We start from the raw sequence: 25,972 nt of genomic DNA on the forward strand, positions 1-25,972 counted from the left end.
CCCAACCAGAAAAGGCCGAGTCAACGGGTATTTGGCATTTGACATTGTGCACGCTGTTGAGTTCTCAAGGATCGGATGCTCCCGCTTTTCACCCCTCAGGGCTGCTCCGCAGGGCAACTTCTCTACCCTACCACATCGATCAGCCGTGTGAAACCGGCCGCTCCCCGTGATTTCCAGTCGAGCCAGACATCACAAGAACCGCCGAATTTCTTCGGTTGTTCGAGGGTGGGTTTATATCCTAAACCTCAAAATGAAGACGCTCAAGAGCGCTTATCTTTTGGTTGGGATTGGTCCCGCATGAGGCCGGCGAGCTAAGCTCAGCCGCACCTTTGGGGTGACGAGTAGTTACTCTACGTTCGATCAGGATTACCCCGCAAATCTGCCCTGCAACCCGGGCGTGTCGCCGCGCGGTGGCCCGTGATCGCGCGGAATCGGGTTCAAACCTTCGGCGCCGTCGAGTCACGCACCACGAGCTCCGGCTGAAAAACGACATGCTGCCGTTCGAATTCGTCTGGCGCTTCTGCTTCACGCAGGAGAAGGTCAACGGCGGTGGAGCCAATAAGGGCGCTCGGCTGCCGTATCGAGGTCAGCGGGACGACCGCCGCGCTGGCGAAATCAATGTCGTCGTAGCCAACAATGGCGACGTCTCCCGGCACCGTGAGAGGGCCGACCATGCTGAGCGCTTGAAGGAGTCCCATGGCGACCAGGTCATTGGCTGCAAAAAGCGCGTCGGGTCGCTCGACAGCGTCGCGCTCCCGGATGGCCTCACCCACCTGCCGCCCCTGCAGCACAGTGAGTGCGTCCGTCGCGATGTACTCGAGCGTCGCGTCGGCCGTCTCATCGACAGCATTCGTCGCACCCGCCAGCCGGTCGGCCACCTGGTGGAGATCCCTCGGACCCCCGACGAACGCGAGGCGCCGCCGCCCGGTGTCGAGAAGATGCCTGGCCGCGAGATACCCGCCGGCAACGTCGTCGACCGCGACCGACGAGAAACGTTCATCGGTCGTGGGCCTGTCAACGAGCACCGTCGGAATGCCTCGCCGGTGGAGTGCGTCCAGCCGACTCTGCGCATCACCGACTGGGGAGAACAGCACGCCATGCACTCGTTGCTTCTCGAACAGGTCCAGGTACGCGGCCTCCCTGTCCTCGTTCTCATCACTGTTTCCGAGCAGGACGGTGAGCCCATCCTCCGCGGCCCGGTCCTCCGCGCCGCGTGCAACGTCTGTGAAGAAGGGGTTCGAGACATCGAGCACGATCAGGCCGATACTGAGGCTCCGCCCTGCCCGCAACTGGCGCGCGGCGTCGTTGCGCACAAACCCGAGCTCGTCGATGGCCGCACGGACTTTATCCACGGTGTGAGGGGAAACCTTGTCGGGACGGTTGAGAACATTAGAGACCGTTCCCACCGATACTCCGGCCCGTGTCGCCACATCGCGAACACTCATTCCCATAGCTGATCCTCCGTCATTGGTGATGCCAGCGTAGCGGCGAAGTCGACGTCCTCTGGTTCCGGCGCGAGCCGACCGACTCGCGAAGACGTGATACAAATGAGCGCATTGAATCATTTCATTTCATGCACCGAAATGAACAAAATTGCGGATGCCACTGGCGCCGCATCGAGGGATATCACCGAGAACGCCAATCGCGTCCAGTGACGATCCACCACTCGCATCGTGACCAAAGGAGCTCATCGACATGGACAGCGAAACCGGACGTGTGTGTTTTCTTATGCACCTCAAGCCCGAACGCGTCGACGACTATCTCGCCGCCCACGAAACGGTGTGGCCAGAAATGCTCGAGGCGCTGAGCGCCTGCGGTTGGCGCAATTACTCTCTCTTCCTTCACAAAGAAGATGGCCTCGTCGTCGGCTACCTCGAGACCGATGACTTCGACCGCGCGCGCGCCGAGATGGACCGTACCGATGTGAATGCTCGCTGGCAGGCGACCATGGCCGGCTTCTTGGCTGAAGAGACAGCGCCAGACCAGACGATGATGCAGCTGCACGAATACTTCCATCTGGCCTGAGACCGGACGAGCCCCGCACCCTGACCTGCGTCCCCCACCCGAAACGTCCCCTCGCGTTGCAGCGAGGATTCCCGTCATTCCTCGTTGAGCATGGCGTGCCGTTCGTCGGATGGATCATGCTCGGCCTGCTGGCCGCTTCGCTCCTTATCGGCGCGATCTGGGCACCTCGGACCCAGGGCCGAAGCCTCCAGGAGATCGAGGACGAGCGTGAGGGAGCGTCGACCGGTGCCACCACTTCGGCCGCCGACGCCGGCGACCTCACCGGTGCCGCGTCGCGCTAACGCGATCAGGACCATTGAGAAAGGGGGAGCGCTGCGATGCGGCACTCCCCCTTTTGGCACGTCCGTCTGGTAACTTAGCTTGAAACGATTCATTCATTTGCCCGATGCGAGTGAACTTCAGTAAGGACGAACAATGACGATCGACTCCACAGCGCTTGCGACGCTCGAGAAGCAGGCAATCGAACTCCCCTCATGGGCCTTCGGCAACTCCGGCACCCGGTTCAAGGTATTCGGCACCCCCGGCACTCCCCGCACCATCCAGGAGAAGCTCTCCGACGCCGCCAAGGTTCACGAGCTCACCCGCCTGGCACCGAAGGTCGCCCTTCACATTCCGTGGGACAAGGTCGATGACTACGCGGCTCTCCGCGACTACGCAGCCAACCTCGACGTGACCCTCGGAACCGTGAACTCCAACACCTTCCAGGACGACATCTACAAGTTCGGCTCGCTCACGCACACCGATGCCGCCATTCGCCAGAAGGCGATCGACCACCACTTCGAGTGCATCGACATCATGAGCGAAACCGGCTCGCGGGACCTCAAGATCTGGCTCGCCGACGGCACCAACTACCCAGGACAGGGCGACATCCGGGGCCGCCAGGACCGCCTCGCCGAGTCACTCGAGCAGATCTACGCACGCCTCGGCGACGACCAGCGCCTCGTACTCGAGTACAAGTTCTTCGAGCCAGCTTTCTACCACACCGATGTTCCGGACTGGGGAACCAGCTACGCCCAGGTCAGCGCTCTCGGCGACAAGGCGCTCGTCTGCCTCGACACAGGTCACCACGCGCCAGGCACCAACATCGAGTTCATCGTCGCCCAGCTGCTTCGCCTCGGCAAGCTCGGCTCGTTTGACTTCAATTCGCGCTTCTACGCCGACGACGACCTCATCGTTGGCGCGGCCGACCCGTTCCAGCTCTTCCGGATCCTCTACGAGGTCGTCCGCGGTGGCGGACTCGACGACGACTCACCCGTCGCGTTCATGCTCGACCAGTGCCACAACGTCGAAGACAAGATTCCGGGCCAGATCCGCAGCGTGCTCAACGTTCAGGAGATGACCGCACGTGCACTGCTCGTTGACCGCGACGCTCTCTCCGCCGCGCAGAACGCCGGCGATGTGCTCGGTGCCAACGCCATCCTGATGGATGCTTTCTACACGGATGTTCGGAGCGACCTGGCAGCGTGGCGCGAGTCCCGCGGTCTTCCGGCTGACCCGATGGCTGCCTACGCCGCCTCCGGCTATCAGGAACAGATCGCTGCCGACCGCGTTGGCGGCCAGCAGGCCGGTTGGGGCGCATAACAGAGACGAGCTCTTCAGCTGACGGGGTGTCGGCGGCCCGGGATGGCTTCGGCCTCCCCGCCGCAGGCACCCTGCGGTCGTATGAAAACGCCGGCTACCTGAGCCGGTCGAGGAACCGCACAACGTAATCCGTCAGCACGGAAGCGGACTCCGCTTCGAACGACGGCAGGCTGGAATCGACGAAGAGGTGCGAGTTTCCCGGGTACAGGAAGAGCTCCGCGTCCTCGGCTTCGGCGACGAGCGCCCTGGCGGCGTCGATGTCGCCGGAATCGACAAACTCCGGATCTGCTTCGGTGGAGTGGATTTGCACAGGCACTCCGGTCGGCCACGCCTGGCTGAACTCGGAAACGGGAAGGCATCCCGAAAAGAGAAGTGCACCGCGGCATCCGGGCCGAGCCTGTGCGAGCAGCTGGGCAGGCATCACTCCGAGCGAAAAGCCGGCGTAGACGAGGTCTGACGGCAGCTCGGCCGCGACGGCCTTTCCGCGCTCGAGAACCACATCGAAGCCGATGCCCCTCGCGTGGTTCACACCCTCGTCCAGCGTCTCGAACGTGCGCCCCTCGTAGAGGTCCGGCACGTGAACGGTATTTCCGGCGTTCCGGAGTTTGTCACCGAAAGCCAGGACACCGGGCGTCAGCCCCTGTGCGTGGTGGAACAGCAGCACTTCAGCCATCGAAAACCCTTTCAACCGGTTACGCGCGAATCTCCCGTATGTGCTGGTGCCTGACCCTATTACACCGACCTCAAGCGCAGCGGCATCACACGGCAGGCAGGCGGAGCTCGGTCAGATCCCGCCGTATTTACGTTTCGTCAGCCCGTTGAGAAGCGACGCAAACACCAGCACCAGACCGAGGGCGAGGAGCTGCACCTGCACCCCGTCGTTACCGGGGAAGGCGAGGAGGATTCCGGCGTTGAGCCAGACGATGAGGATCGTCGCCAGGACGACGCCGGAGACCCGGCCGATCCCGCCGGTGATAGCCACCCCTCCAAGTACCGCGATGGTGATGGCGGGCAGCGCCATGCCATTTCCGCTGGTCCCTGCGTCCGGTCGCGCTGAGGCGAACTGGGCGACAGTGACGATTCCGACAAGTCCGGAGATGACACCGGAGAGAACATAGACCGCGAAGCGGTTCGGGCGCACGTTGATGCCAGCCCAGGCAGCCGCGGTGTCGTTCGTGCCGAGGGCGTAGATCCGGCGCCCGAAGGTGGTCTTGTTGAGCAGAATCCACACCACGAGGACTACGGGGATCAGGAAGGTGAAAATTCCGAGGGGAACCAGCGGCAGGTACGAGCCGATGAGCGGAAGCTCGATTGCTTTTGCTGCCGAATAGAAGGACTGGATCTCCGTCGAGTTGACGGGCTTCTGTCCACTCCACACGAGGGCAATCGACCGGTAGGCGTAGAACGTCGCGAGCGTCGCGATGAGAGGAGGGAATCCGACGAACGACACAAGAGCTCCGTTGACGCCACCGAGAATTCCGCCGAGCACGATGGCGAAGATCATGGCGACCGGAAGGTTCCACCCCCACAGTCCGTATGACATCCCGAACGCAATGCCTGTCACGGAGACCATCGATCCGACCGACAGGTCGATGCCGCCTCGACCAGACAGGATGACGCCGAGCTGGGCCAACCCGAGCATGGCCAGGGGCACGGCGTTGATGAGGGATGCCGCGAGGTAGTCAGAGTTGTACGAGCCGCTCAGTGCCCCAGTCGCGTCAAGCACCGTCATGAGGATGAGCATGAGAACAATGAGAACCGCAAGAAGCACGACGCGTTGGGTGAGGAGCGCCTCGAGCGCGCGGCCACCGATCGACCGCTTCGTGTTCTGGGTTCTGACCTTCGGTACCGTCTGGGTCGTCAGTCCGCTCATGCTCTGCTCCTCCGAGCCCGTTCGCGAAGCAGGTCAGTGCCAACCGCGATGATGATGAAGATTCCAACAAACAGGTTGGCGAGTTGCGACGGCCAGCCGAGCTGTGTCACACCGGAGTTGACCGTCTGCACGAGGATTGCCCCGAGAAGCGTTCCGATGACCGAACCGCGGCCGCCGAGGATCGAGGTTCCGCCGATGACGACAGCGGCGATCACGGCGAGCTCCCGCCCAGCACCGACACCCTGGTCCAGGGTCGATGTGCCCGCCGCGATGAAGAAGCAGGCACCGAGGCCGACAAGCGCGCCGGTTGCGACGTACGCGAACACCACACGGGGCTGCACCTTCACACCCGCCAGCCTGGCGGCGTTCTCGTTGCCGCCGATCGCGAACAGGTGTCTGCCGCCAGCGGTGTTGCGCAAATACCACCACGCGATCAGCACGACGAGGATCGTGATCGCGAAACTGTGCGGCACCCCAAGCGTGCGGCCCGATTCACCACGGCCGAAGACGTCGAGGGTCGACGGTATTCCGTTCACCGTCGACGACCCGAACACCCTCAGGGCGAAGAACTGGAAGATGTTCGCCGTTCCGAAGGTGATGATGATCGCGTGCACACGCCCGTAGGCGATAAGGGTGCCATTGATCAAACCAAGCACCGTGCCGAGGACCATACTCACCAGCACTGCGACGATCAGTGGCACGTCGTAGTTCACGAGGAGTTTGGCGGTCACCACGGCGCAGAGCGCGATCGCGCCTCCCACCGAGACGTCGATGCCCGCCGTGATGATGATGAACGTCATCCCCACACCAATCAGCGCGATGGGCGCGACCGAGACCAGCAGCGGTTGGATCGACGACGGGCTGAGAAAGGAGGGAGTGAAGATTCCGAGCAGCACCCACAGCACCGCGATCACACCGACGAGGACCAGCTCCTGCCCCGTCACCGGAGGAGGGAGGATTCGTTTTACAATCGGCTTCGACGCCCGTTCGTGCGCCACAGCGGTCATGATGGCTCCTCGCTTCCGTGGGTCTCGCCAGCCGCAGCCGCCAGAATTTCGACCTGCGTGGCATCCGGGGTGAATTCGTGAGCAATCTCGCCCGATCGGATCACGATGATCCGATCGGAGATCCGCAGCACTTCGCCGAGGTCGCTTGTGACGACGAGGACCGCTGTGCCCTCTGACGCGAGGTCGTCGATGATTCTGTGGATCTCTTCCTTCGCCCCAACATCAACACCCTGGGTCGGTTCGACAAGGACGAGGAGTTCCGGCCGGTTGACCAGCTGCCGAGCCAGAACGACCTTCTGCGCGTTTCCGCCAGACATCGCGCTGATCGGTTGCCTTTCACTCGGCGTCTTCACGGCCAGACGCGTGATGAAGTTGCGGGCGATGTCGCGTTCGGCGCGGCGTTGCACCCATCCCTTGATGCGTGACAGCAGGTGGAGTTCGCCGATGGTGATGTTGAACGCGATGCTCTGGAAGGAGAACGAGCCCTGCGCTGAGCGGTTGGCTGGGAGGAGGTGGATGCCACGCTTCTTCGCCGAGGACGGCCGCCGAAGCACCACAGGTTCGCCCCGAACGAGCATCCTGCCGCCGGTCGGACGCTGCATCCCGTAGATGGTGCTGGCGATCTCGCCTGCACCTGAGCCGATAAGACCGTAGAGTCCAACGATTTCACCTGCGCGCACATCGAGGCTGATTTCACTGAAGGAGCCAGCGAGGCTCATATCGTCGAGTTGAAGCACGACGTCACCTCGAGTCGCCTCCACGTCTGCTCGCGGCTCCGCGAGGACACCGCCAACCATGAGTTCGGCGATCTCCCGCACGGTCAGCTCACCAATCGGACGTGTGGTGATCGTCTCGCCGTCTCGCATGATCGTCACAACGTCGGCGATGCGGAAGAGCTCGTCGAGGCGGTGGGAGATGTAGATGACCGAGACGCCGGTAGCTGTGAGCCGCCGGATGACGGCAAACAGCACGTCGATTTCTGCGTCGGTCAGAATGGCCGACGGCTCGTCAAGAATGAGCACGCGGGCCTCTCCGGCGAGCGCCTTCGCGATCGACACCTGCTGCTGCTGTGCGATCGACAGGTCACCGACGGTTCTCGTGGCGATTCCCACGTCGAGCCCGACCGTGTCGAGCAGCGAGTTCATCTGCTCGGCCTGCGCTGCCCAGTCCACTCGGATTCCCCTGCGCAGCTCCCGCCCGACGAAGACGTTCTCGGCAACGCTCAGTTCGGGGAAGAGTTGTGGCTCCTGATAGACGGTCTGCACACCCAGGCCGAGAGCATCCGTCGTTGATGTAATGGAAACCGGTTCACCGTTGAACTGGAGCGAACCGGCGTCGGCCCGCTCGGCGCCCGCGAGAATCTTGATGAGTGTGGACTTGCCAGCCCCATTCTCTCCGACGAGGGCGTGCACAGTGCCAGGGGCGACGCTCAGGTCTGCGTTGCGGATCGCCCGGACACCGCCGTATGTCTTGACGATTCCGGACAGCTCGACCCGCGGGACGGACCCAACCACTTCTGCTGTGTTCGACATGAGTTCCTCGCTGAATCGAAAGAGAAGGAGTCGGAGGGGTCCGGTCGGCCGAGCCCCTCCGACGGTGTCGCTGGTTAGTAGTCGAAGTCGTCGACGTTCTCGGAGGTGATCCTCAGGGCAGGGCCGAGCAGGAGCTCCTTGTTCGATTCGTCGAAAGCAACCTCGGGGAGGTCGTCGCTGACATCGTTCGTCGCTTCGAACCCGTTGTCCTCGGCGAGCTGGAGTCCAGCCCACGCGGTGAGGTAGCCAAGCGCCTCAACATCCCAGAGGATCGATGCACTCGATGATCCGTCTTCGATGTACGGCTTCATGGATTGCGGAGTGCCGAGCCCGACCGTGAAGACCTGGCCGATCTTTCCGGCGTCGGATACCGCCTGTGCCACACCTGGCGCCGATGACGTGCACTCGCCGACCAGCCCGGTGAGGTCAGGATGTGCGTTCATCAGGTCTGTGGCCATCGACGTCGCCGCCGCCTGGTCTTCACCCGCGTACACAATGTCGACGATTTCGGCATCCGGGTACTTCTCCGCGGTGTACGCCTCCTGTACCTCGATCCAGGAGTTGAGGTTCGCGGCTGTCTCACCGCAGGAGACGATGGCGTACTTGCCGGATCCGCCCATGGCCTCAAGGAGCGCATCGGTCAGTCCCTCACCGATGCCCTGGGCCGAGGCCTGGTTGACGAAGACCTCGCGAACCGAGTTCGGAGCGTCGGTGTCACTCGTTCCGACCTGAATTCCGGCGTCGGCTGCCTCCTGCAGCAGAGGAGCCATCGAGTCGGGGTCATTGGGAGCAACAATGAGTGCGTCGACGCCCTGCTGGATGAACGAGCGAACGATGTCGGCCTGGGCGGCCGCGTCTGCGGTCGTTGGCCCCTGGTACAGCCACTCAATTCCCAGTTCTTCGGCGGCAGCCTTACCCCCGGCATTCATCGCCTCGAAGTAAGGAACACCCTGCAGCTTTGGCACGAACGCGACGGTGACCTTGTCGTCTCCACCGCCTCCACCTCCTCCGCCGCCGCCCGTGTCATCACGACTTGTGCATGCGGTGGTGGCGAGGGCCGCCGTCAGCGCGAGTGCGCCGAACGCGAGTACTTTCTTCCTGATCAACACAGTGGTGCCTCTTTCTTCTGTGAACCGGGCAGCATTGCCCTGCTGGTCGCGACGCTCCTCGTCGCGAGGTGGTTGGGGTGCGCGAGGCGAGGTCCGGTCATGCCGACACCGTCTCGGATAGCTCGTTCCGCACGCGCGATGGCACCGGCACAACGTGGACGTCGACGCCTGAGCCCTGCCAGGCGTCCGCGAACTCCGTTCCGACGGCGTCGTCCGTGTACAGCGCCGAGATCTGCTCGGGCGGAGCGAACGCGTGAATGCCGAAACCCGACGCCTTCGCGGCCGTGAACAGGCCGACGATCGAGTCGCATGAGCGGGCGAGTGCCTTTTTCGCCTCGCCCTCCTCGCTCGACAATTCGAGCAGGCCGAGGCTCCGTGACACACTCGTCGCTCCAAAGAAGCCGACCTTTACGCGCCCCCGACCCTCGAGAACATCGGTGAAAGCGCCGACCACCGATCGTGACGCTCGACGCAACACTCCGCCGGGAAGGATGACCGTGGCATCCGATCGCTCCATAAGAAAACTTGCGAGGTGGATGCCATTGGTCACGACAACGAGACCGGTGCGGCTGATCAACTCGGTTGCGAGGTAGTGCGCCGTCGTTGACGAGTCGATGGCGATGACGTCGCCGTCCTGGACCCGGGTCGCTGCAGCACCGGCGATCGCGCGTTTCGCTGCGGCGTCGGAACGGAGCCTGCTCTCGAAGGCACCCTCGTCTCGCGGGGTCGAGGCGACCGCTCCCCCTCGAACCCGCCGAAGCAATGATCGCTGCTCGAGAAGATCCAGGTCTTTACGGACGGTGACCGGTGAGACGCCGAACCGCTCGGCCAGGTCATTCACGGTGACACGCCCCCGCGATGAGAGCTCGTCGAGGATGACCTCTTCACGTACGAAGTCGTACCGGCTCATCGTTTTCCCCGTTCGGCGACAGTGACGAACTCTCAGGTTTGCACTCGAAAGATAGACGTAAACGTCACTTCGCGTCAAGAAACGAAACCAAACTGTTGCTTCACGCTTGCCCGACGGCCCATGACGGTGGGCGTCCCGCGCTGTTCGGGAGCGTGAGCTGTAACATTTCATCCCGAAGCGAGGAGCGCGAAATCATGGCTACAACATCGACTGTCGACGCCGAGTCGCGTCGGGAGCGCCTGCTCGAGATCCTCACCACCGACGGAATCATCCGTTTGGACGCTGCGGCCGAGCGCCTCGGTGTGTCGGCCATGACCGTGCGGCGCGACCTTGCCGACCTTGAGACCGAGGGGCAGTTGCGCCGGGTTCGAGGTGGAGCGGTCCCATCACTCAGGCCGCGCTCGTTCGTCGACCGGATGTCGACCGGCGCCGACGCGAAGCTCGTGATCGCGGATAAGGCCCTCGACCTGATGCCGACGACTGGTGCCGTTGCGTTCGACGCATCGTCGACGGCTGGCACAGTTCTGGCGCGAATGGAGGGCACGCGCGACGAGCTCACTCTCGCGACAAACTCCTACGAGAACTTTCAGAGCGCACGCCGGGTGGCGGGAACGGCACTGCTTATCGGCGGCGAGGCTGAGGAACGAACGGACAGCTTCGTCGGACTGCTCGCTTGCCAGGCTGCGGGCTCACTGCACTACTCCCGGTTCTTCACCTCGGCCGGAGCCGTCGACGCCGAGCGTGGCACGAGCGAGGTCACCCTCGCTGAGACGCAGGTCAAGCTCGCGTTTGTGGACGCGTCTGACGAGACCGTTCTTCTCGTCGATTCGTCCAAGCTGGGCCAGCGTGCCCTGGCCCGCGCGCTGAACTGGCAGCACGTGAGTCTCATGATCACCGAGCTCGATCCGACCGACAGTCGACTTGACCCGTATCGGGAGCTGGTCGCGCTGGCCTGACCGGTCGCCGGATTTCTTGACGGATCCTGTTGCCGGTGTTACTTTCTGTAAGAGTTAACACGAACGAACAACAGGAGCGCGCATGACCAACGAGACAGCCGCGGCACTGATCGCCCGAAGCAACAGGCTCGGCGCCGACCCGAAGAACACCAACTATGCGGGCGGCAACACGTCAGCCAAGGGCGTCGAGACCGACCCGGTCACCGGCGAAAACGTCGAACTGCTCTGGGTCAAGGGCTCCGGTGGAGACCTCGGCACGCTGACCGAGAAGGGCCTCGCCGTTCTTCGTCTCGACCGCATGCGCGCGCTCACAAACGTCTACCCCGGCGTCGACCGCGAAGACGAGATGGTCGCAGCGTTCGACTACACGCTGCACGGCAAGGGTGGTGCTGCCCCGTCGATCGACACTGCAATGCACGGCCTCGTAGACGCCGCACACGTCGACCACCTGCACCCCGACTCCGGCATCGCGATCGCCACCGCCGCTGACGGAGAAGAACTCACCAAGACCATCTTCGGCAACAGGGTTGTCTGGGTTCCGTGGCGTCGCCCCGGCTTCCAGCTCGGCCTCGACATCGCCGAGATCAAGGCGCAGAACCCGGATGCCATCGGTTGCATCCTCGGCGGGCACGGCATCACCGCGTGGGGCGACACCAGCGAGGAGTCCGAGAGCAGCTCGCTCTGGATCATCGACACCGCCGCCGAGTACATCGCGGCGAACTCGCGCCCCGAGCCATTCGGCCCCGCCCTCGACGGCTACGCCGCACTCCCCGAGGCCGAGCGTCGCACCAAGGCAGCCGCTCTCGCTCCGACGCTCCGCGGTTTGGCATCCACCGACAAGCCGCAGGTCGGACACTTCACCGACGACGCCGCCGTTCTCGACTTCCTGGCCAGCGCTGAACACCCCCGCCTCGCCGCACTCGGTACCAGCTGCCCCGACCACTTCCTGCGCACCAAGGTGAAGCCGCTTGTCGTCGATCTGCCGGCATCCGCTTCGGTGGAAGAGACGATCGAGCGCCTGCGGGTTCTCCACGAGGAGTATCGCAAGGACTACCAGGCCTACTACGACCGCAACGCGACGGCGGACTCCCCAGCGATTCGCGGCGCTGACCCACTCATCGTTCTCGTACCGGGCGTCGGCATGTTCAGCTATGGCGCGAACAAGCAGACCGCACGCGTGGCGAGCGAGTTCTATCTCAACGCCATTCACGTGATGCGCGGGGCCGAGGGGCTCTCGAGCTACGCTCCGATCGACGAGACCGAGAAGTTCCGCATCGAGTACTGGGCCCTCGAAGAGGCCAAGCTGCAGCGCATGCCGAAGCCGAAGCCCCTCGCGACCCGCGTCGCGCTCGTGACCGGTGCGGCATCCGGAATCGGAAAGGCGATCGCCACCCGCCTGGCCGCCGAGGGCGCCTGCGTCGTCATCGCAGACCTGTCGCTCGAGAAGGCGGAGGCCGCTGCCGCCGAAATCGGAAACACGGATGTCGCCATCGGCGTCGCCGCTGACGTCTCCAGCGAGAAGGCGGTGCAGTCCGCGATCGACGCAGCGGTTCTGGCATTCGGCGGGCTCGATCTCGTTGTGAACAACGCCGGGCTGTCGCTGTCGAAGTCCCTGCTCGACACCACCGAGGCCGACTGGGACCTGCAGCACAATGTGATGGCCAAGGGCTCGTTCCTCGTGTCGAAGGCTGCGGCCCGCGTGCTCATCGACCAGAAGCTCGGCGGCGACATCATCTATATCTCGTCGAAAAACTCGGTCTTCGCCGGCCCGAACAACATCGCATACTCGGCGACCAAGGCAGACCAGGCGCACCAGGTGCGACTGCTCGCCGCTGAGCTCGGTGAGTACGGCGTGAAGGTCAACGGCATCAACCCTGACGGTGTCGTTCGCGGCTCGGGTATCTTCGCATCGGGTTGGGGCGCCAACCGTGCCAAAACCTACGGCATCGAAGAAGAGGACCTCGGCAAGTTCTACGCACAGCGCACGATCCTCAAGCGTGAGGTCGTTCCAGAGAACGTCGCCAACGCGGTGTTCGTGCTCTGCACAAGCGACCTGTCGCACACGACCGGCCTGCACATTCCGGTGGACGCCGGGGTCGCTGCCGCCTTCCTGCGATGAGCAACCGCATTTCGAGCAAGGCTGGGGCCACCGCGTGACCGGCACGGTTGCGGCCGTCGACCTCGGCGCGACGAGTGGCCGGGTTATGCTCGGCCACGTCGGACCAAATGAGTTGCGGCTCGAGTTGGTGTCTCGCTTCCCGAACGGGCCCGTCGAGATCGACGGCGGGCTGCACTGGAGCGTGACGGGCCTGTACGAGTCGGTGTTGGCCGGCCTGACCGAGGCCGCCACTCGCGCCCCGAACCTCGCGAGCATCGGCATCGACTCGTGGGCGGTTGACTACGGCCTGCTCTCCGGCGGAGAGCTACTCGGTGAGCCGTTCCACTACCGCGACGGCCGCACGGAACGCGGCGTCGCGGCCGCGCACGCGAAAGTTCCATTCGAGGAGCTCTACGCCCAAAACGGCCTGCAGTTCCTCGCGTTCAATTCGCTCTACCAGTTCGCCGCCGACGGGGACGAACTGAACAGGGCCGATTCGGCTCTGCTCATTCCCGACCTGCTGGCCTACTGGCTTACCGGCGCCCGCGTCACCGAGTCCACCAACGCATCGACGACCGGCCTGCTGACTGTCAATGGCGAATGGAACGATGCGCTCATGAGCAGGCTTGGCCTGCCCCGCGCATTGTTTGCGCCGCTCGTTTCTCCGGGCACGACGATCGGTACGCTGCTGCCGCCTCTCGCCGAGTTGACCGGCCTTTCTTCGCGCGTTCCCGTGACCGCCGTCGGATCGCACGACACGGCATCCGCTGTTGTTGGTATTCCGATGACGACGGGGAACGCAGCGTACATTTCGTGCGGCACCTGGGGGCTCGTCGGGCTCGAACTCGATGCGCCTGTGCTCACCAACGCCAGCCGCGAGGCGAACTTCACGAACGAGGGTGGAGTCGACGGGCGGGTGCGGTTCCTTCACAACGTGATGGGGCTGTGGCTGCTCAGCGAGTCGGTGCGCACGTGGGAGCGCGAGTCCGGAACCCCCATCGACCTGCCGGCCCTCCTGAGTCAGGCCGCTGCGGTGACCGGCCCCGTCCCCGTCTTCGACGCGAACGACGCTCGGCTCATGGCACCGGGCGACATGCCCGCGCGCATTGCCGAACTGCTGCGTGAAACGAACCAGTCAGTTCCGCTTTCGCAGGCTGAGTTCACCAGGTCAATTGTTGAGAGCCTTGCGGATGCTTTCGCTCACGCTGTCGAGACCGCGTCACGTCTCGCGGGCACGACAGTATCGGTGATCCACATCGTCGGCGGTGGATCGCTCAACACGCTGCTCTGCCAGCTGACCGCGGACCGAGCCGAACTGCCGGTGCTCGCCGGGCCGGTCGAGGCGACCGCGATCGGCAACGTGCTCGTGCAGGCTCGCGCTGTGGGGCTTCTCGACGGTGATCTGGAATCGCTGCGAGCGCTGGTTGCTGCATCCTTCGAGCCAGTGAGGTTCGAACCGCGCTCGCGCTCCTGAACGACCACCCCTGCGCAACACCCGCTGATCCGCTCTTCTGCTGGAATGGGTTCAGCGCGTGTTGTCGTTTACCACGTCAGCCGACGAGTGCGGCGATCGCCGCAATAGCACTGGCCAGCGTGATCACCGCAGCCAGCACGAAGAGCACCATGTGGACGGTGAGGAACTTTGTCGCTTTACCCGCGGCATCCCGCGCCCTCGGGTCTTTCACAACGCGACGGTAAAGCGGCGGCCAGACGATGAGGTTGAACACAACGTTGACGGCCAGAAGTGCGATGACGAGCGGCGAGTCCATTCGTCGAACCTAGCAGCGGCGCCACTGTCAACTCCTCGGGCAGCGGAACGCCCTTCGATAGGGTCGATTCATGACTGATCCACTGCTCGTGAGCGTCCCAGGCAAGACCCTCCGCAAAGCCATCGGTGACATTGATGGCGTCGAATTCGTCGAGTGGGACTTTTCAGGGCCCGCACCTCGATCCGAGTTCGACATCGTGATCACTCCGTACATGGGCGCTACAGACAAGCTCGGCGTCCTCGCCGGAGTCACCACAAGGCTCGTCCAAAGTCAGTCCATCGGCTATGACGGCGTCGACGAGGTCCTTCCGCCCGGAAACGTCTTTGCCAATGCCAGCTCGGTGCACGAAACATCGACGGCCGAACTGACGCTTGCGCTTCTCCTCGCATCACAACGTGGCATCCCCGACTTTGTCCGCGCCGCGGGCGACGGCCGCTGGGCCCCTGCCCGCTACGAGAGCCTCGCCGACCGCACGGTGCTGCTTCTGGGTTACGGCGGAGTCGGGAAGGCCATCGAAGATCGGCTCGCGCCGTTCGAGGTGAACCTCGTCCGTGTCGCCACGCGGGCGCGCAGCGACGAACGAGGCCAGATCCATGCAATCAACGAGCTCCCCGAGCTCTTGCCTCAGGCCGACATCGTAATCGTCGGGGTTCCACTCACTGCCGACACCACGGATCTCGTCGACGATCAATTTCTCTCCTCAATGCCCGATGGCGCCTTGCTCGTGAATATCGCTCGCGGAGCCGTTGCGAACACTGACGCGATCCTTCGCCACGCTGAGTCCGGCCGACTGCGGTTCGCTCTCGACGTCACAGACCCGGAACCCCTGCCAGAGGGTCACCCGCTGTTCGCCCTGCCGAATGTGCTCATCAGTCCGCACGTCGGCGGTGCCACCACCGCCATGATGCCCAGGATGGCGCGGCTCGCTCGCCGTCAGATTGAGCGAATGCTTCGGGGCGATGAGCCGGAGAACGTGGTGCTGCGGAGCTAATCTGCACACTAACTTCAGTGAGCAAAATTTCCCTATCGCTGAGCGGGCGTCTATGCTAACGTCGCTTTTGGGGGATTGCTTTCGTGCCCCGGCGCAAGAAGATGAATTCCTGCGCCAAGGATGGCGCGGATTCATAACTTTGCTTCCGGGGGGAACATCAGTGGACTATGTCCGTCGATGAGTGCCCGCCAACTGACACTCAAAAGGAACACTGATGAAGAAAATCACTAAAGGAACTATTGCTGCAGGCGCTGCCGTCGCACTCCTGCTCGGCACCGGCGGATCTCTCGCCTACTGGAACAGCACCGTAGACGTGGGAACTCCTGCTGTCATCTCCGCAGGTAACCTTGCTCTCACGCAGACCGCTGCACCCGCCTGGACGATCGTGCACACCAGCGGCACATCGACCCCCGTCGCCGACATCGCCGCGGTTCGCGTCGTTCCCGGCGACCGCCTCGTCTTCAGCGCTGACTACTCGATCGCAGCTCAGGGCCAGAACCTCGAGTTCACCGCAACCGTCGCTCCCGGATCAATCACCCCGGTCGATGCGGCTGACCCCGCAGACGTGGCGCTTGCTGGCGACCTCGCTCAGACGGCCGCGTTCACCATCAACGGTGTCGCCGGCCCCACCGCGACGATCGCGCACAACAGCAACACCGCAGGCACATACGCCGTCACGATCGATGTTGACCTCAACTGGGCATTCGCTGGCGCTCCTGCAGATGACAACGCCTCGAAGACCGGACAGGTTAACCTCTCCCAGTTCGCAGTTGCCGTAACCCAGGTCGACGGCAGCCTCTGATAGTGGCTCGTGGTCGTCGCCTCGGCGACGACCACACCGGGGTTCATATGGTTCACGCGAATACGAAGTACACAGCTCGTCGCGATTCGCGACGGCTCGCAAAAGCCAGCTCGCGAGCGCGATCGCTTCTGACAGCCACGCTGCTGTCGGGCGGCGCGCTCGCGCTCGGCCTCGCGAGCGCCGGTGGAACCTATGCGTTGCTGAATGCGAGCGTCCAAACCCCCGCCGTCACGGTCACAGCCGGAACCTTCGAGTTGCGGGTAAACGGCGCTGCATCGTCAGCACTCGGCACGTGGGCCGCCGTGACTCCGGCTACTCCGGTTGCTCGGTCCTTCACTGTCACCAGTGTCGGCGATGTGCCCTCAGTTCTCAACGCACGAATTGCCACGACCACGAGTACGGCGATTACCGCGAACACCCAGGCCCGACTCACTCCTGTCGCAAATGCGGCGGCGTGTGCCGTCGGGCTCGGCGGTCCGCTCGCCGACCTGAGCGGGTACACCCTCGGATCTCTCGACCGGCTCGCAGCCGGCCAGACAAAGACATACTGTCTCGAGGTACGGCTCAGGCCGGCAACACCGACTACCCAGAGCGGTCAGGGCGTCGGATTCACGCTCACCATCGGTGCCGACCAGGAGGCGCGCTAATATGCGAAGTGCCCGTCAAGGCGTAGCAGGCTTTCTTGCCGGCATCATGGCGTTCGCCCTGCTTGTGGGCGGCGGCGGCGCGGCCTGGGCATACTGGACAGCGTCGGCTCAGGGAACAGGGCAGGTCACCACCCCTTCCGTGACTGTGACTCAAATCAGCTTCCCATCACTGAATGCGACGTACACCAACGCACACGCACGTCAGACAGTGACCGGCCCTTTCTCGATCTCCAACACAGGAAGCGTCGCCGGTTTTGCGACCGCGAGCATCTCCTCGACTGCGCCCATCGCTGCGCAACTGCCACTGACGATCTGGCGTGTTGCGAATTCAGCAGCCTGCGTCGCAGGGTCGACGATTCCTTCAGACGCCGTTACGGGCACATGGGCGTCGGCAACCCTCGGGAACATCCAGCTTGCAGCCGGTCAGGCGCAGACCTTATGTGTACGCACAACCATCCCGCTTTCACAACGAGACAGTGTGGCATCGGCCACAGGCGACGCCAGGGCTGCGGGCACCCTCAATGTTTCCCTCGCGACTACCACCGGGTGGACAGCGGCATCTACTCCAGCCGTAGCGACGCAAACTATGTCAGCCATCTACCCGCTGGACACCGCGCTCGCACCCGTCAACGATTCTCGATGGCACTCGATTCGAAGCGCGAACGGCGCGACCTGTCTCGATGTCGAGGCCAACAACACCTTCGGCAACGCAATCGCCTATCAATGCGGAAGCTCCGTCCAAGCGAATCAGATGTGGCAGGTCGTCCCGGTCAGCGAAGCCGATCGCTCGCTCATCACTCTGCGTCCACGCCACTCTCCGAACAGCCGTCTCGCAGTGGACGGATCCAACCGCCAGGTGACCGTGTCGTCTGACCCCGCGTCTCCCGCCCAGCAGTGGTACGTCCAACGCGTCTCAACGACCACCGTGCAATTTGTATCTGCGACGAACGGACTGTGTCTCTCCATGCCACAGGCCTCTGGTGTCGCAGCTCTCACGATGATTGACTGCAGCAACATCGGCTCTGTAATCGTGAACCCCCTGCGCATCCCCCTCGGATTCTCCTCAAACGCCACGACAACCACGCTCACGGTTGGTCCGCGCGTCGCGGCCGCGCCGTTCTTCTTGCAACGGCTCTCGGGCGGAACGTGGACCACTGTGACCACGACGTCACAGGCGAACGCGTTGACCGTCGCCAACGACCTTCTCGTGGAAGGTCCGAACACAATGCGCATCATTTTCATTGATGGAACTTTCCCGGCGTACAACAACCTCGTTCTCAACCGAGCCGGCACTGTTGTCACGGCCGTCTCCGGGACGGGTTGAGAATGATGTCGCGCCCACTCAGCCGCAAAGTTCTGCCATTGGCGATTGCCTTCGGCGTTGCCCTCGCGCTCACTCCCGCAACCGCCGCTACCGCAGCTGTCGACGAGCCGCTCCTGATCTCGCGTGACGGTGTGACCTTTGCGCCCGCAAGCGACGTGCCGCTCTTCCCCTTGGCCGGGCGCATCGTGCCAGGCGATGAGGTCACAGATCGCGTCTGGCTGCGCAACGACTCCACCGAGGCTGGGCGCCTCGGACTAAACCTTGCGAACGCCACAGCAACGAACCGGGACCTCGCACAGGCATCCGATCTCACCTTCACCGACGTAGATGGCCGCGAACTCGCTCAAATCACCGTCGAGGAGGCCGTTGCGGCCGCGCCATGCGCCCCGCTGAATAACGACATCGTGCTCGCACCTGGCGAGACCTTCCCCCTCGACATCGCGCTGAATTTTGACGCGACCACGGGTTCCGCCCCCGGCGACAGCGGCCGTGAGGGCGCGCTTGGGACCTTGAGCTTTCAGCTCCGCGCCACCCTCACTGACGCCCAGGTCGACCCAGGCGACGACGGCTCTGTGTTGTGCCCGCCGACGGGTGGAACAGGGCCGAACCCTGACCCCGGCACCCCGGACCCCGGCACCCCTGGCGCCGGCGGCAACGGAGGCGCGGGTGCTGGTCTGCCTGGTTCGGGGAACTCGAACGGCGACCTTCCGACCACCGGTGGCCAGTTCAGCGCCTTTGCCGTTCTCCTGAGCACCGTGTTCCTCGGGGGCGGAGCCATCGGCATCGCGCTCTCGCGCCGGCGCCACGAAGCCAGCATCGATGCCCAACACCCGTAACCGGAAACGACTGCCCGGATTTCTGCGTGCTCTGAGCACCGGGATCATGACCGGCCTGTTCTCGATCATTGTCCTCGTCGGGATTGTCGCGATTGTCGTTCCTGCCGTGACTGGGTCGACGGCGCTCACCGTGATGACATCGTCAATGGAGCCGCACTATCCAGCGGGCACTCTGATTGTGGTGCGCCCGACAGACGTCGACGACATCGCTCCGGGTGACGTCCTGACCTATCAGCTGCACAGCGGAGAGCCGACGCTCGTGACTCACCGCGTGACGGAGCAGAGACGTACGGCGGATGGCGAATTCATGTTCACCACACAGGGTGACGCGAACCCCAGCCCGGACGCCGGCTTCGTGATCGAAGACCAGGTAGTCGGCACGGTTTGGTACGCGGTGCCGTGGGTCGGCTGGGTCAGCCAGATCGTCACGGGCGACATTCGAGCGGTCGTCGTACCGCTCGCGGCGGGAGCTCTTGGGATCTACGCAATCTGGATGATCGGATCCGGCCTTAGGGAGCGCACCAAGCGCCCCAAAGGTGGACCCGCACGCAGTGAAGCGGCCGACTCGGCGCTGGCTGCCAAGGCGCCGGCCGACGGAACGCCCGCGCTTGCGGATGGGCAGCCGCTAACGCGCCGCGCGCGCCGCCAGGTCCACTAACGCAACTCAGGGCGACTCGGGCCGGCTCGCACCCAAGCGCCAGTCCAAGCCCACGCTGCGCGCGCTTTTCCGTGTAGAGTGTGTGGTCTGACCACACCACGAACGGGAGCAGCGTGACGGATGAACCCCGCGCCTGGCGCGTCGTGCTCGAGTCGATCGAGCGCGACCTGCTCGACGGCCGCCTGCGCCCCGGCGACCGACTGCCAGGCGAACGCACCCTCTCCGCCGACCTCGGCGTCGGACGCTCGAGTGTGCGTGAAGCACTTCGGGTGCTCGAGGTGCTCGGTCTGATCCGCACGGCGACGGGCTCGGGCCCCAGTGCGGGTGCGATCATCGTTGCGCTGCCCGGCGGCGGCATGTCCGCCCTTATGCGACTCCAGGTTGCCGCGACGGGCTTCGCTGTCGCCGACATCGTAGGAACGCGACTCGTTCTCGAGACCGCCGTTGCTGCCGACCTGGCCGAGTCCGCTCCGAAGCGGAGCCTTGAGGCATCCGTCGGTCTTCTGGATGTCATGGAGTCGCGCACACTCTCAGCCGACGAGTTTCTCGCTTTGGACGCGCAGTTTCACCTCTCGCTCGCCGAGGCGTCTGGCAACCAGGTGATCGCGGCGACGATGGCCGGCCTGCGCAGTTCGATCGAGAGTTACGTGCGCGCCGGGGCGTCGACCCTGCCGTCGTGGGAGGCGACATCCGCTCGGCTGATGCTCGAGCATCGCGACATCGTGAGGGCAATCGAGTCCGGCGACGCGGCTGTCGCCCGCGCAACGGTGCACTCGCACATCGAGAACTACTACTCCGAGACCAACCTGCCCGCGCATCGAGTGGTCGGTTTGCCAGAAACGGTTCCGGATGCCACGCCACGAGGCACGTAGACAACCCTTTTTGGCATTTGGACCACCACTACCCCCGACAGAAAGAGACCCCATGGTCGAGAGACGAATCCCGAAGGTGCACGACCTCGCACCGCTGATGCAGTTCAAGAAGCCGGAGTTCAACGCACGCACCCGGCGGCTCGCTGCAGCGACAAGCATCGCCGACCTGCGGACGATCGCGAAGCGTGTCACCCCGAAGGCTCCGTTCGACTACACCGACGGCGCTGCGGAGGGCGAGATCTCGCTGAGCCGCGCCCGCCAGGCGTTCCAGGACATCGAGTTCCACCCGTCCGTGCTGCGCGACGTGTCCAAGGTCGACACCACGCGCGAGGTGCTCGGCAAGACCAGCGCTCTGCCGTTCGGTATCGCCCCGACCGGCTTCACCCGCATGATGCAGACCGAGGGTGAGCGCGCCGGAGCAACCGCAGCCGAGGCCGCCGGCATCCCATTCACCCTCTCCACCATGGGCACCACCTCGATCGAGGACGTCGCCGCCGCAGCACCGGGTGGACGGAACTGGTTCCAGCTCTACATGTGGACCGACCGCGACCGGTCGCTCGCCCTCGTTGACCGTGCCCAGGCCGCAGGCTACGACACCCTCATGGTCACCGTCGACACCCCGGTCGGTGGCGCACGCCTCCGCGACGTCAAAAACGGCTTTTCGATTCCGCCTGCCCTCACCCCGAAGACCGTGATCAACGCGCTGCCTCGCCCGGCCTGGTGGATCAACTTCCTCACCACAGAGCCCCTCGCCTTCGCGAGCCTTGACCGCTGGTCGGGCACCGTTGCCGCCCTCATCGACACGATGTTCGACCCGACGGTCGGCCCCGACGAGGTGAAGTTCATCCGCGAGCAGTGGAAGGGCAAGCTCGTCGTCAAGGGCATCCAGTCCGTCGCAGACGCTCGCCTCGCCGTTGAGCTCGGTGCGGACGCCATCGTGCTGTCGAACCACGGCGGACGCCAGCTCGACCGCGCACCGATTCCGTTCCACCTGCTCCCAGCTGTCGTCCGGGAGGTCGGCACCGAGGTCGAGGTGCACCTCGACACCGGCATCATGAACGGCGCCGACATCGTGGCCTCCGTCGCCCTCGGCGCCCAGTTCACCCTCATCGGCCGTGCCTACCTCTACGGCCTCATGGCCGGTGGCCGCCAGGGTGTCGATCGCACGATCTCCATCCTCTCCGAGGAAATCCGCCGCACCATGAAGCTGCTCGGTGTCGCGAGCCTCGAGGAGCTCGAGCCGCGCCACGTGACCCAGCTCGCGCGCCTCATGCCCATCGGGCAACCAGCCGCGAACACTGTTTCCGCCCTGAACGGCTAAGAGCGCACCTCTGCGAATCGGGTCCATCGCCTCCGGGCGGTGGACCTTTCGCATCAGCGGACGAACCAGCCCCGCACCCTCCCCGGCAGGGCGCCGATCCCCCACAGCGTCACCCGCAGCATGGCCTCGGCCACAATGCCGCCGGTCATTTTCGACACCCCGAACTCCCGCTCCACAAAGGTGATCGGCACCTCGACGATGGTGAGCCCGGCACGCTGAGCGTGAAACAGCATGTCGACCTGGAAGCCGTAGCCCTGGCTGTGCACATTTTCCAGACGGATGCTGCTCAGCGCGGATGCGGTAAACACCCGATATCCCCCGGTCACGTCCCGTTGCGGCAGCCCGAGCACGAGTCGCGCGTATGCACTTCCGCCCCGCGACAGCAGTTCACGGTACTTCGGCCAGTTCTCGACGCCACCGCCAGAAATCCAGCGCGATCCGAGAACGACGTCAGCGCCAGCATCCGCTGCTCTCAATAACGACGGAAGCTGCTCGGGGGCGTGTGATCCGTCAGCGTCCATCTCGACGATGCGCTCGTAACCGCGGGCGAGCGCCCAGCGAAACGCCTCGCCGTAGGCCATGCCGAGGCCGTTCTTGCCCGCGCGATGCAGGACAAAGAGCGAAGAGTCGGATGCCGCCAGGCCGTCGGCGATCGCACCGGTGCCGTCTGGAGAATTGTCGTCGACCACGAGAATGTGCACGTCGGGCGTCGCCGCGCGCACTCGAGCGACGATGGCCGCAACATTCTCGCGCTCGTTGTACGTCGGAATGACGACAAGCGTTTCTGCCACGTGCGTCCTCCCGAGGCGGCGGGCGCCGCGCGGCTTCCCAGCCTAATCCTTCGGCAAGGGCCCTTCCGTCAGCGCACCCCGCTCATGAGTCGCAGCACCGGGCGGGCGATGAGTGCGAGCACGATTCCGATCACGATCGCGATGCCGCCGAGCAGGCCGAAGTACAGCGACTCATCCACGGTGAGGTACCACTCGGCCAGAAGGCCCGAGACGGCGGAGCCCAGCGCGACCGAGAGAAAGAACAGGGCGACCATCTGCGTGCGGAACGCCTCTGGCGCGAGCTTCGTGGCGACCGAGAGCCCCACCGGCGAGATCAGCAGCTCCGCGATGGTGAAGACGAGGAGGATGCCGATCATCGCGAGCAACGGTGTCGAGTTCGCTGCCCCACCGGCAAACGGCAGGAACAGCAGGAACGCGAGACCCATGATGGCTGTGCCCGCCGCGAACTTGAGCGGAGTGCTCGGCTGTTTCGTGCCCCACTTCGTCCAGATCGCCGCAAACACACCGGACAGAACGATGATGAAGATCGGGTTGATCGACTGCACCCACGACACCGGCATCTCCCAGCCGAACAGGCCACGGTCGAGCCGTTCGTCCGAGTAGATTGTGACGACGGTGAACTGCTGCTGGTACAGCGACCAGAACGCCGCACTCGCGATGAACAGCGGAATGAACGCGTACACCCGCTTGCGCTCGATCGAGGAGACGTGCTTGCTCGTGAGAATCACGATGAAATACAGAATTGCGGATGCCACGGTCAGACCGATCACAATCGTGACGAGGTTCTCTGCGGTGATGACGCCGGTCATCACGAGGATCACGATCAGCACAAGTGCTGCGGCACCGATCAGCCCGTACAGCAGCCAGCGTGACTTCGGCAGCGGGTCGGGAACGTGGCTCGCGATCGCGGGCAGACGCTTGCGGCCGAACGAGTACTGGATCAGGCCGATCGCCATTCCGACAGCGGCGAGGGCGAAGCCGTAGTGGAAGCCGAGGCTCTGCTGGAGCAGTCCCGTGAGGATGGGTCCAAAGAACGCACCCAGGTTGATGCCGAGGTAGAACAGGGAGAAGCCGGCGTCGCGGCGCGGATCCTTCTCCGCATACAGCGTTCCGACCACACTCGTGGCATTGGCCTTGAGACCACCGGACCCGATGGCGACGAGGATGAGGCCTGCAGCAACACCGGCGACGCCAGGGACAAGGGCCAGGGCGATGTGCCCGACCATGATGACGATGGCGCTGTAGAACAGCACACGTTCACTGCCGAGCAGCCGGTCAGCAACCCAGGCGCCGAGGATCGTCGACAGGTACACGCCACCGCCGTACGCGCCGACGATGCCGGCGGCTGTGACCTGCGGAATGCCGAGTCCGCCCTCTTCTACCGAGTAGTACAGGTAGATGAGGAGGATGCCCTGCATTCCGTAGAACGAGAAGCGCTCCCACATCTCGACACCAAACAGGTTGGCGAGAGAACGGGGTTGTCCGAAAAAACTGTGGTCTTCGCGTGCGGAGGCCGGAGTTGTGGTCTGGCTCATACCTAAGACGGTACTCCCCGAATCACGGCTTCGCGAAAGCTATTGCTCGATCACGAGCCCGAGCCCGAGCCCGAGCCCGAGCCCGAGCGAGGCTTCCGGCGCTACGCGCCGCGGAACTCCTCGAGAACGGCCTCCAGCTGGTCGACCGCCCAGTCGAGGTCGTTCTCCTCGACCACGATCGGCGGGGCCAGCCGAATCGTTGAGCCGTGTGTGTCCTTGGCGAGGACCCCGCGCTCCATCAGTCGCTCGCAGACAGCCCGGCCCGAGGCGAGCGCTGGGTCGATGTCGATTCCGGCCCAGAGTCCGGCGCCTCGCACCTCGAGCACGCCGTGCCCGACGAGAGCGCCGAGCCGTTCGTGCAGTCGAGCGCCGAGCACGCGCGCCCGCTTCTGGTATTCGCCGCTCGCCAGCATCCGCACGACAGCGCGGCCAACGGCGGCGGCCAGCGGGTTGCCGCCGAAGGTTGACCCGTGCTGGCCCGGCTGGAGCACACCGAGGATGTCGCGGTTGCCGACGACAGCAGACACCGGAACGATGCCACCGCCGAGCGCTTTGCCGAGCAGGTACAGGTCGGGCACAACGTCGACGAGGTCGCAGGCAAAGGTGGCTCCGGTTCGACCGAGGCCTGACTGGATCTCGTCGGCGATGAACAGCACGTTGTGATCGGTGCACAGTTCGCGAACCGTGGGCAGGTAGTCGGCCGGCGGAACAACGATGCCGGACTCGCCCTGGATCGGCTCGATCAGAACAGCAACCGTGTTCTCGTCGATGGCCGCAGCGAGCGCCGCAGCGTCACCGTATGGCACCGTACGGAAGCCAGGCGTGTACGGGCCGAAGTCAGCGCGGGCATCTTCGTCGTCGGAGAAGCTGATGATCGTCGTGGTGCGACCGTGGAAGTTGCCGGCCATCACGATGATGTTGGCCTGCCCGGCCGCAACGCCCTTCACCCGGTATCCCCAGGCGCGCGCAACCTTGATCGCTGACTCCACCGCCTCAGCACCGGTGTTCATTGGCAGCACCATCTCTTTGCCGGCCAGTTCGGCGAGCGCCTGGGCGAATGACCCGAGCTGATCGTTGTAGAAGGCACGGCTGGTCAGGGTGACCCGGTCGAGCTGCTCACGCGCTGCGGCGAGTAAAGTGTGGTTCGAGTGCCCGAAGTTCACGGCCGAGTACGCCGCAAGGCAGTCGAGATACCGCTTGCCGTGCACGTCGGTCACCCATGCACCATCAGCGGATGCCACAACCACCTCGAGCGGGTGATAGTTGTGGGCAACGAACTCTTCTTCGCTCGCGATAACGCGTCGCGCCTCACTGGTCATCACGGTCATTTCCCCA

General features: G+C 64.3%; 25 protein-coding genes. 14 read left to right on the forward strand and 11 right to left on the reverse strand.

The features are described from left to right. Positions 1-437: 437 nt before the first annotated feature. On the reverse strand, positions 438-1,451 hold the full coding sequence (locus D9V28_RS06475) for a LacI family DNA-binding transcriptional regulator (RefSeq protein WP_121658936.1): 1,014 nt from the start codon (positions 1,449-1,451) through the stop codon (positions 438-440). Positions 1,452-1,695: 244 nt separating this feature from the next. On the opposite strand from D9V28_RS06475, the gene D9V28_RS06480 reads away from it, so the two are divergent. The 3 genes from D9V28_RS06480 to rhaI all read left to right on the forward strand — a co-directional run bounded on the left by D9V28_RS06480 (position 1,696) and on the right by rhaI (position 3,606). Continuing rightward, positions 1,696-2,025, forward strand: a complete 330-nt coding sequence (locus D9V28_RS06480; protein ID WP_121658937.1) for an L-rhamnose mutarotase — start codon at positions 1,696-1,698, stop codon at positions 2,023-2,025. A gap of 95 nt (positions 2,026-2,120) precedes the next feature. Continuing rightward, complete coding sequence (locus D9V28_RS06485) at positions 2,121-2,306, forward strand: hypothetical protein (RefSeq protein ID WP_147440927.1); 186 nt, start codon at positions 2,121-2,123, stop codon at positions 2,304-2,306. A 133-nt stretch (positions 2,307-2,439) separates the two neighbouring features. Further along, positions 2,440-3,606: an L-rhamnose isomerase gene (rhaI, locus tag D9V28_RS06490; protein WP_121658939.1), complete on the forward strand. Its 1,167-nt coding sequence runs from the start codon at positions 2,440-2,442 to the stop codon at positions 3,604-3,606. A 94-nt stretch (positions 3,607-3,700) separates the two neighbouring features. Here the strand turns inward: rhaI and D9V28_RS06495 are convergent, their stop codons facing one another. The 6 genes from D9V28_RS06495 to D9V28_RS06520 all read right to left on the reverse strand — a co-directional run bounded on the left by D9V28_RS06495 (position 3,701) and on the right by D9V28_RS06520 (position 10,037). Continuing rightward, complete coding sequence (locus D9V28_RS06495) at positions 3,701-4,279, reverse strand: dienelactone hydrolase family protein (RefSeq protein WP_121658940.1); 579 nt, start codon at positions 4,277-4,279, stop codon at positions 3,701-3,703. Positions 4,280-4,390: 111 nt separating this feature from the next. Further along, a complete protein-coding gene (locus D9V28_RS06500; RefSeq protein WP_121658941.1) occupies positions 4,391-5,479 on the reverse strand; it encodes an ABC transporter permease in 1,089 nt (362 codons plus the stop codon). Then, positions 5,476-6,486, reverse strand: coding sequence for an ABC transporter permease (locus D9V28_RS06505; RefSeq protein WP_121658942.1), 1,011 nt, complete (start codon positions 6,484-6,486; stop codon positions 5,476-5,478). Before D9V28_RS06505 ends, D9V28_RS06500 begins: the two co-directional genes overlap by 4 nt. Further along, on the reverse strand, positions 6,483-8,018 hold the full coding sequence (locus D9V28_RS06510; protein WP_121658943.1) for a sugar ABC transporter ATP-binding protein: 1,536 nt from the start codon (positions 8,016-8,018) through the stop codon (positions 6,483-6,485). Before D9V28_RS06510 ends, D9V28_RS06505 begins: the two co-directional genes overlap by 4 nt. 74 nt (positions 8,019-8,092) lie before the next feature. Further along, a complete protein-coding gene (locus tag D9V28_RS06515; RefSeq protein WP_121658944.1) occupies positions 8,093-9,127 on the reverse strand; it encodes an autoinducer 2 ABC transporter substrate-binding protein in 1,035 nt (344 codons plus the stop codon). 97 nt (positions 9,128-9,224) lie between these two features. Then, a complete protein-coding gene (locus D9V28_RS06520; protein ID WP_183086452.1) occupies positions 9,225-10,037 on the reverse strand; it encodes a DeoR/GlpR family DNA-binding transcription regulator in 813 nt (270 codons plus the stop codon). 194 nt (positions 10,038-10,231) lie between these two features. On the opposite strand from D9V28_RS06520, the gene D9V28_RS06525 reads away from it, so the two are divergent. The 3 genes from D9V28_RS06525 (at position 10,232) to D9V28_RS06535 (ending at position 14,565) form a co-directional block, all read left to right on the forward strand. Further along, positions 10,232-10,993: a DeoR/GlpR family DNA-binding transcription regulator gene (locus D9V28_RS06525; protein WP_121658946.1), complete on the forward strand. Its 762-nt coding sequence runs from the start codon at positions 10,232-10,234 to the stop codon at positions 10,991-10,993. 82 nt (positions 10,994-11,075) lie between these two features. Beyond that, positions 11,076-13,112: a bifunctional aldolase/short-chain dehydrogenase gene (locus tag D9V28_RS06530; protein WP_121658947.1), complete on the forward strand. Its 2,037-nt coding sequence runs from the start codon at positions 11,076-11,078 to the stop codon at positions 13,110-13,112. A gap of 85 nt (positions 13,113-13,197) precedes the next feature. Next, positions 13,198-14,565: a rhamnulokinase gene (locus D9V28_RS06535; RefSeq protein WP_121659665.1), complete on the forward strand. Its 1,368-nt coding sequence runs from the start codon at positions 13,198-13,200 to the stop codon at positions 14,563-14,565. A gap of 76 nt (positions 14,566-14,641) precedes the next feature. On the opposite strand, the gene D9V28_RS06540 is transcribed toward D9V28_RS06535, so the two are convergent. Continuing rightward, on the reverse strand, positions 14,642-14,860 hold the full coding sequence (locus tag D9V28_RS06540; protein ID WP_121658948.1) for an SCO4848 family membrane protein: 219 nt from the start codon (positions 14,858-14,860) through the stop codon (positions 14,642-14,644). A 70-nt stretch (positions 14,861-14,930) separates the two neighbouring features. Here D9V28_RS06540 and D9V28_RS06545 point away from each other — a divergent pair, with 70 nt between their 5' ends. From D9V28_RS06545 to D9V28_RS06580, 8 genes are all read left to right on the forward strand, one after another. Further along, complete coding sequence (locus tag D9V28_RS06545) at positions 14,931-15,851, forward strand: 2-hydroxyacid dehydrogenase (RefSeq protein ID WP_121658949.1); 921 nt, start codon at positions 14,931-14,933, stop codon at positions 15,849-15,851. A 214-nt stretch (positions 15,852-16,065) separates the two neighbouring features. Then, entirely contained in the window at positions 16,066-16,653 is a 588-nt protein-coding gene (locus D9V28_RS06550; RefSeq protein WP_121658950.1) for an alternate-type signal peptide domain-containing protein, read from the forward strand. Positions 16,654-16,655: 2 nt separating this feature from the next. Continuing rightward, positions 16,656-17,300 (forward strand): hypothetical protein, encoded by a 645-nt coding sequence (locus D9V28_RS06555; RefSeq protein WP_121658951.1) that lies wholly within the window; start codon positions 16,656-16,658, stop codon positions 17,298-17,300. A 1-nt stretch (position 17,301) separates the two neighbouring features. Further along, a complete protein-coding gene (locus D9V28_RS06560) occupies positions 17,302-18,624 on the forward strand; it encodes an RICIN domain-containing protein (RefSeq protein WP_121658952.1) in 1,323 nt (440 codons plus the stop codon). Between the two features lie 2 nt (positions 18,625-18,626). Continuing rightward, entirely contained in the window at positions 18,627-19,460 is an 834-nt protein-coding gene (locus tag D9V28_RS06565) for a hypothetical protein (protein WP_121658953.1), read from the forward strand. Continuing rightward, a complete protein-coding gene (locus D9V28_RS06570) occupies positions 19,444-20,118 on the forward strand; it encodes a signal peptidase I (protein ID WP_121658954.1) in 675 nt (224 codons plus the stop codon). Before D9V28_RS06565 ends, D9V28_RS06570 begins: the two co-directional genes overlap by 17 nt. Positions 20,119-20,231: 113 nt before the next feature. Then, a complete protein-coding gene (locus tag D9V28_RS06575; protein ID WP_121658955.1) occupies positions 20,232-20,990 on the forward strand; it encodes a FadR/GntR family transcriptional regulator in 759 nt (252 codons plus the stop codon). A 52-nt stretch (positions 20,991-21,042) separates the two neighbouring features. After that, on the forward strand, positions 21,043-22,311 hold the full coding sequence (locus D9V28_RS06580) for an alpha-hydroxy acid oxidase (RefSeq protein WP_121658956.1): 1,269 nt from the start codon (positions 21,043-21,045) through the stop codon (positions 22,309-22,311). A gap of 53 nt (positions 22,312-22,364) precedes the next feature. Here the strand turns inward: D9V28_RS06580 and D9V28_RS06585 are convergent, their stop codons facing one another. From D9V28_RS06585 to rocD, 3 genes are all read right to left on the reverse strand, one after another. Then, entirely contained in the window at positions 22,365-23,102 is a 738-nt protein-coding gene (locus D9V28_RS06585) for a polyprenol monophosphomannose synthase (RefSeq protein WP_121658957.1), read from the reverse strand. A 68-nt stretch (positions 23,103-23,170) separates the two neighbouring features. After that, positions 23,171-24,637 (reverse strand): peptide MFS transporter, encoded by a 1,467-nt coding sequence (locus tag D9V28_RS06590; protein WP_121658958.1) that lies wholly within the window; start codon positions 24,635-24,637, stop codon positions 23,171-23,173. Positions 24,638-24,738: 101 nt separating this feature from the next. After that, complete coding sequence (gene rocD, locus D9V28_RS06595) at positions 24,739-25,965, reverse strand: ornithine--oxo-acid transaminase (protein ID WP_183086495.1); 1,227 nt, start codon at positions 25,963-25,965, stop codon at positions 24,739-24,741. Between the last annotated feature and the right edge of the window lie 7 nt (positions 25,966-25,972).

It is taken from the genome of Mycetocola zhadangensis, from assembly GCF_003668565.1.
Lineage (GTDB): Bacteria > Actinomycetota > Actinomycetes > Actinomycetales > Microbacteriaceae > Mycetocola_A > Mycetocola_A zhadangensis.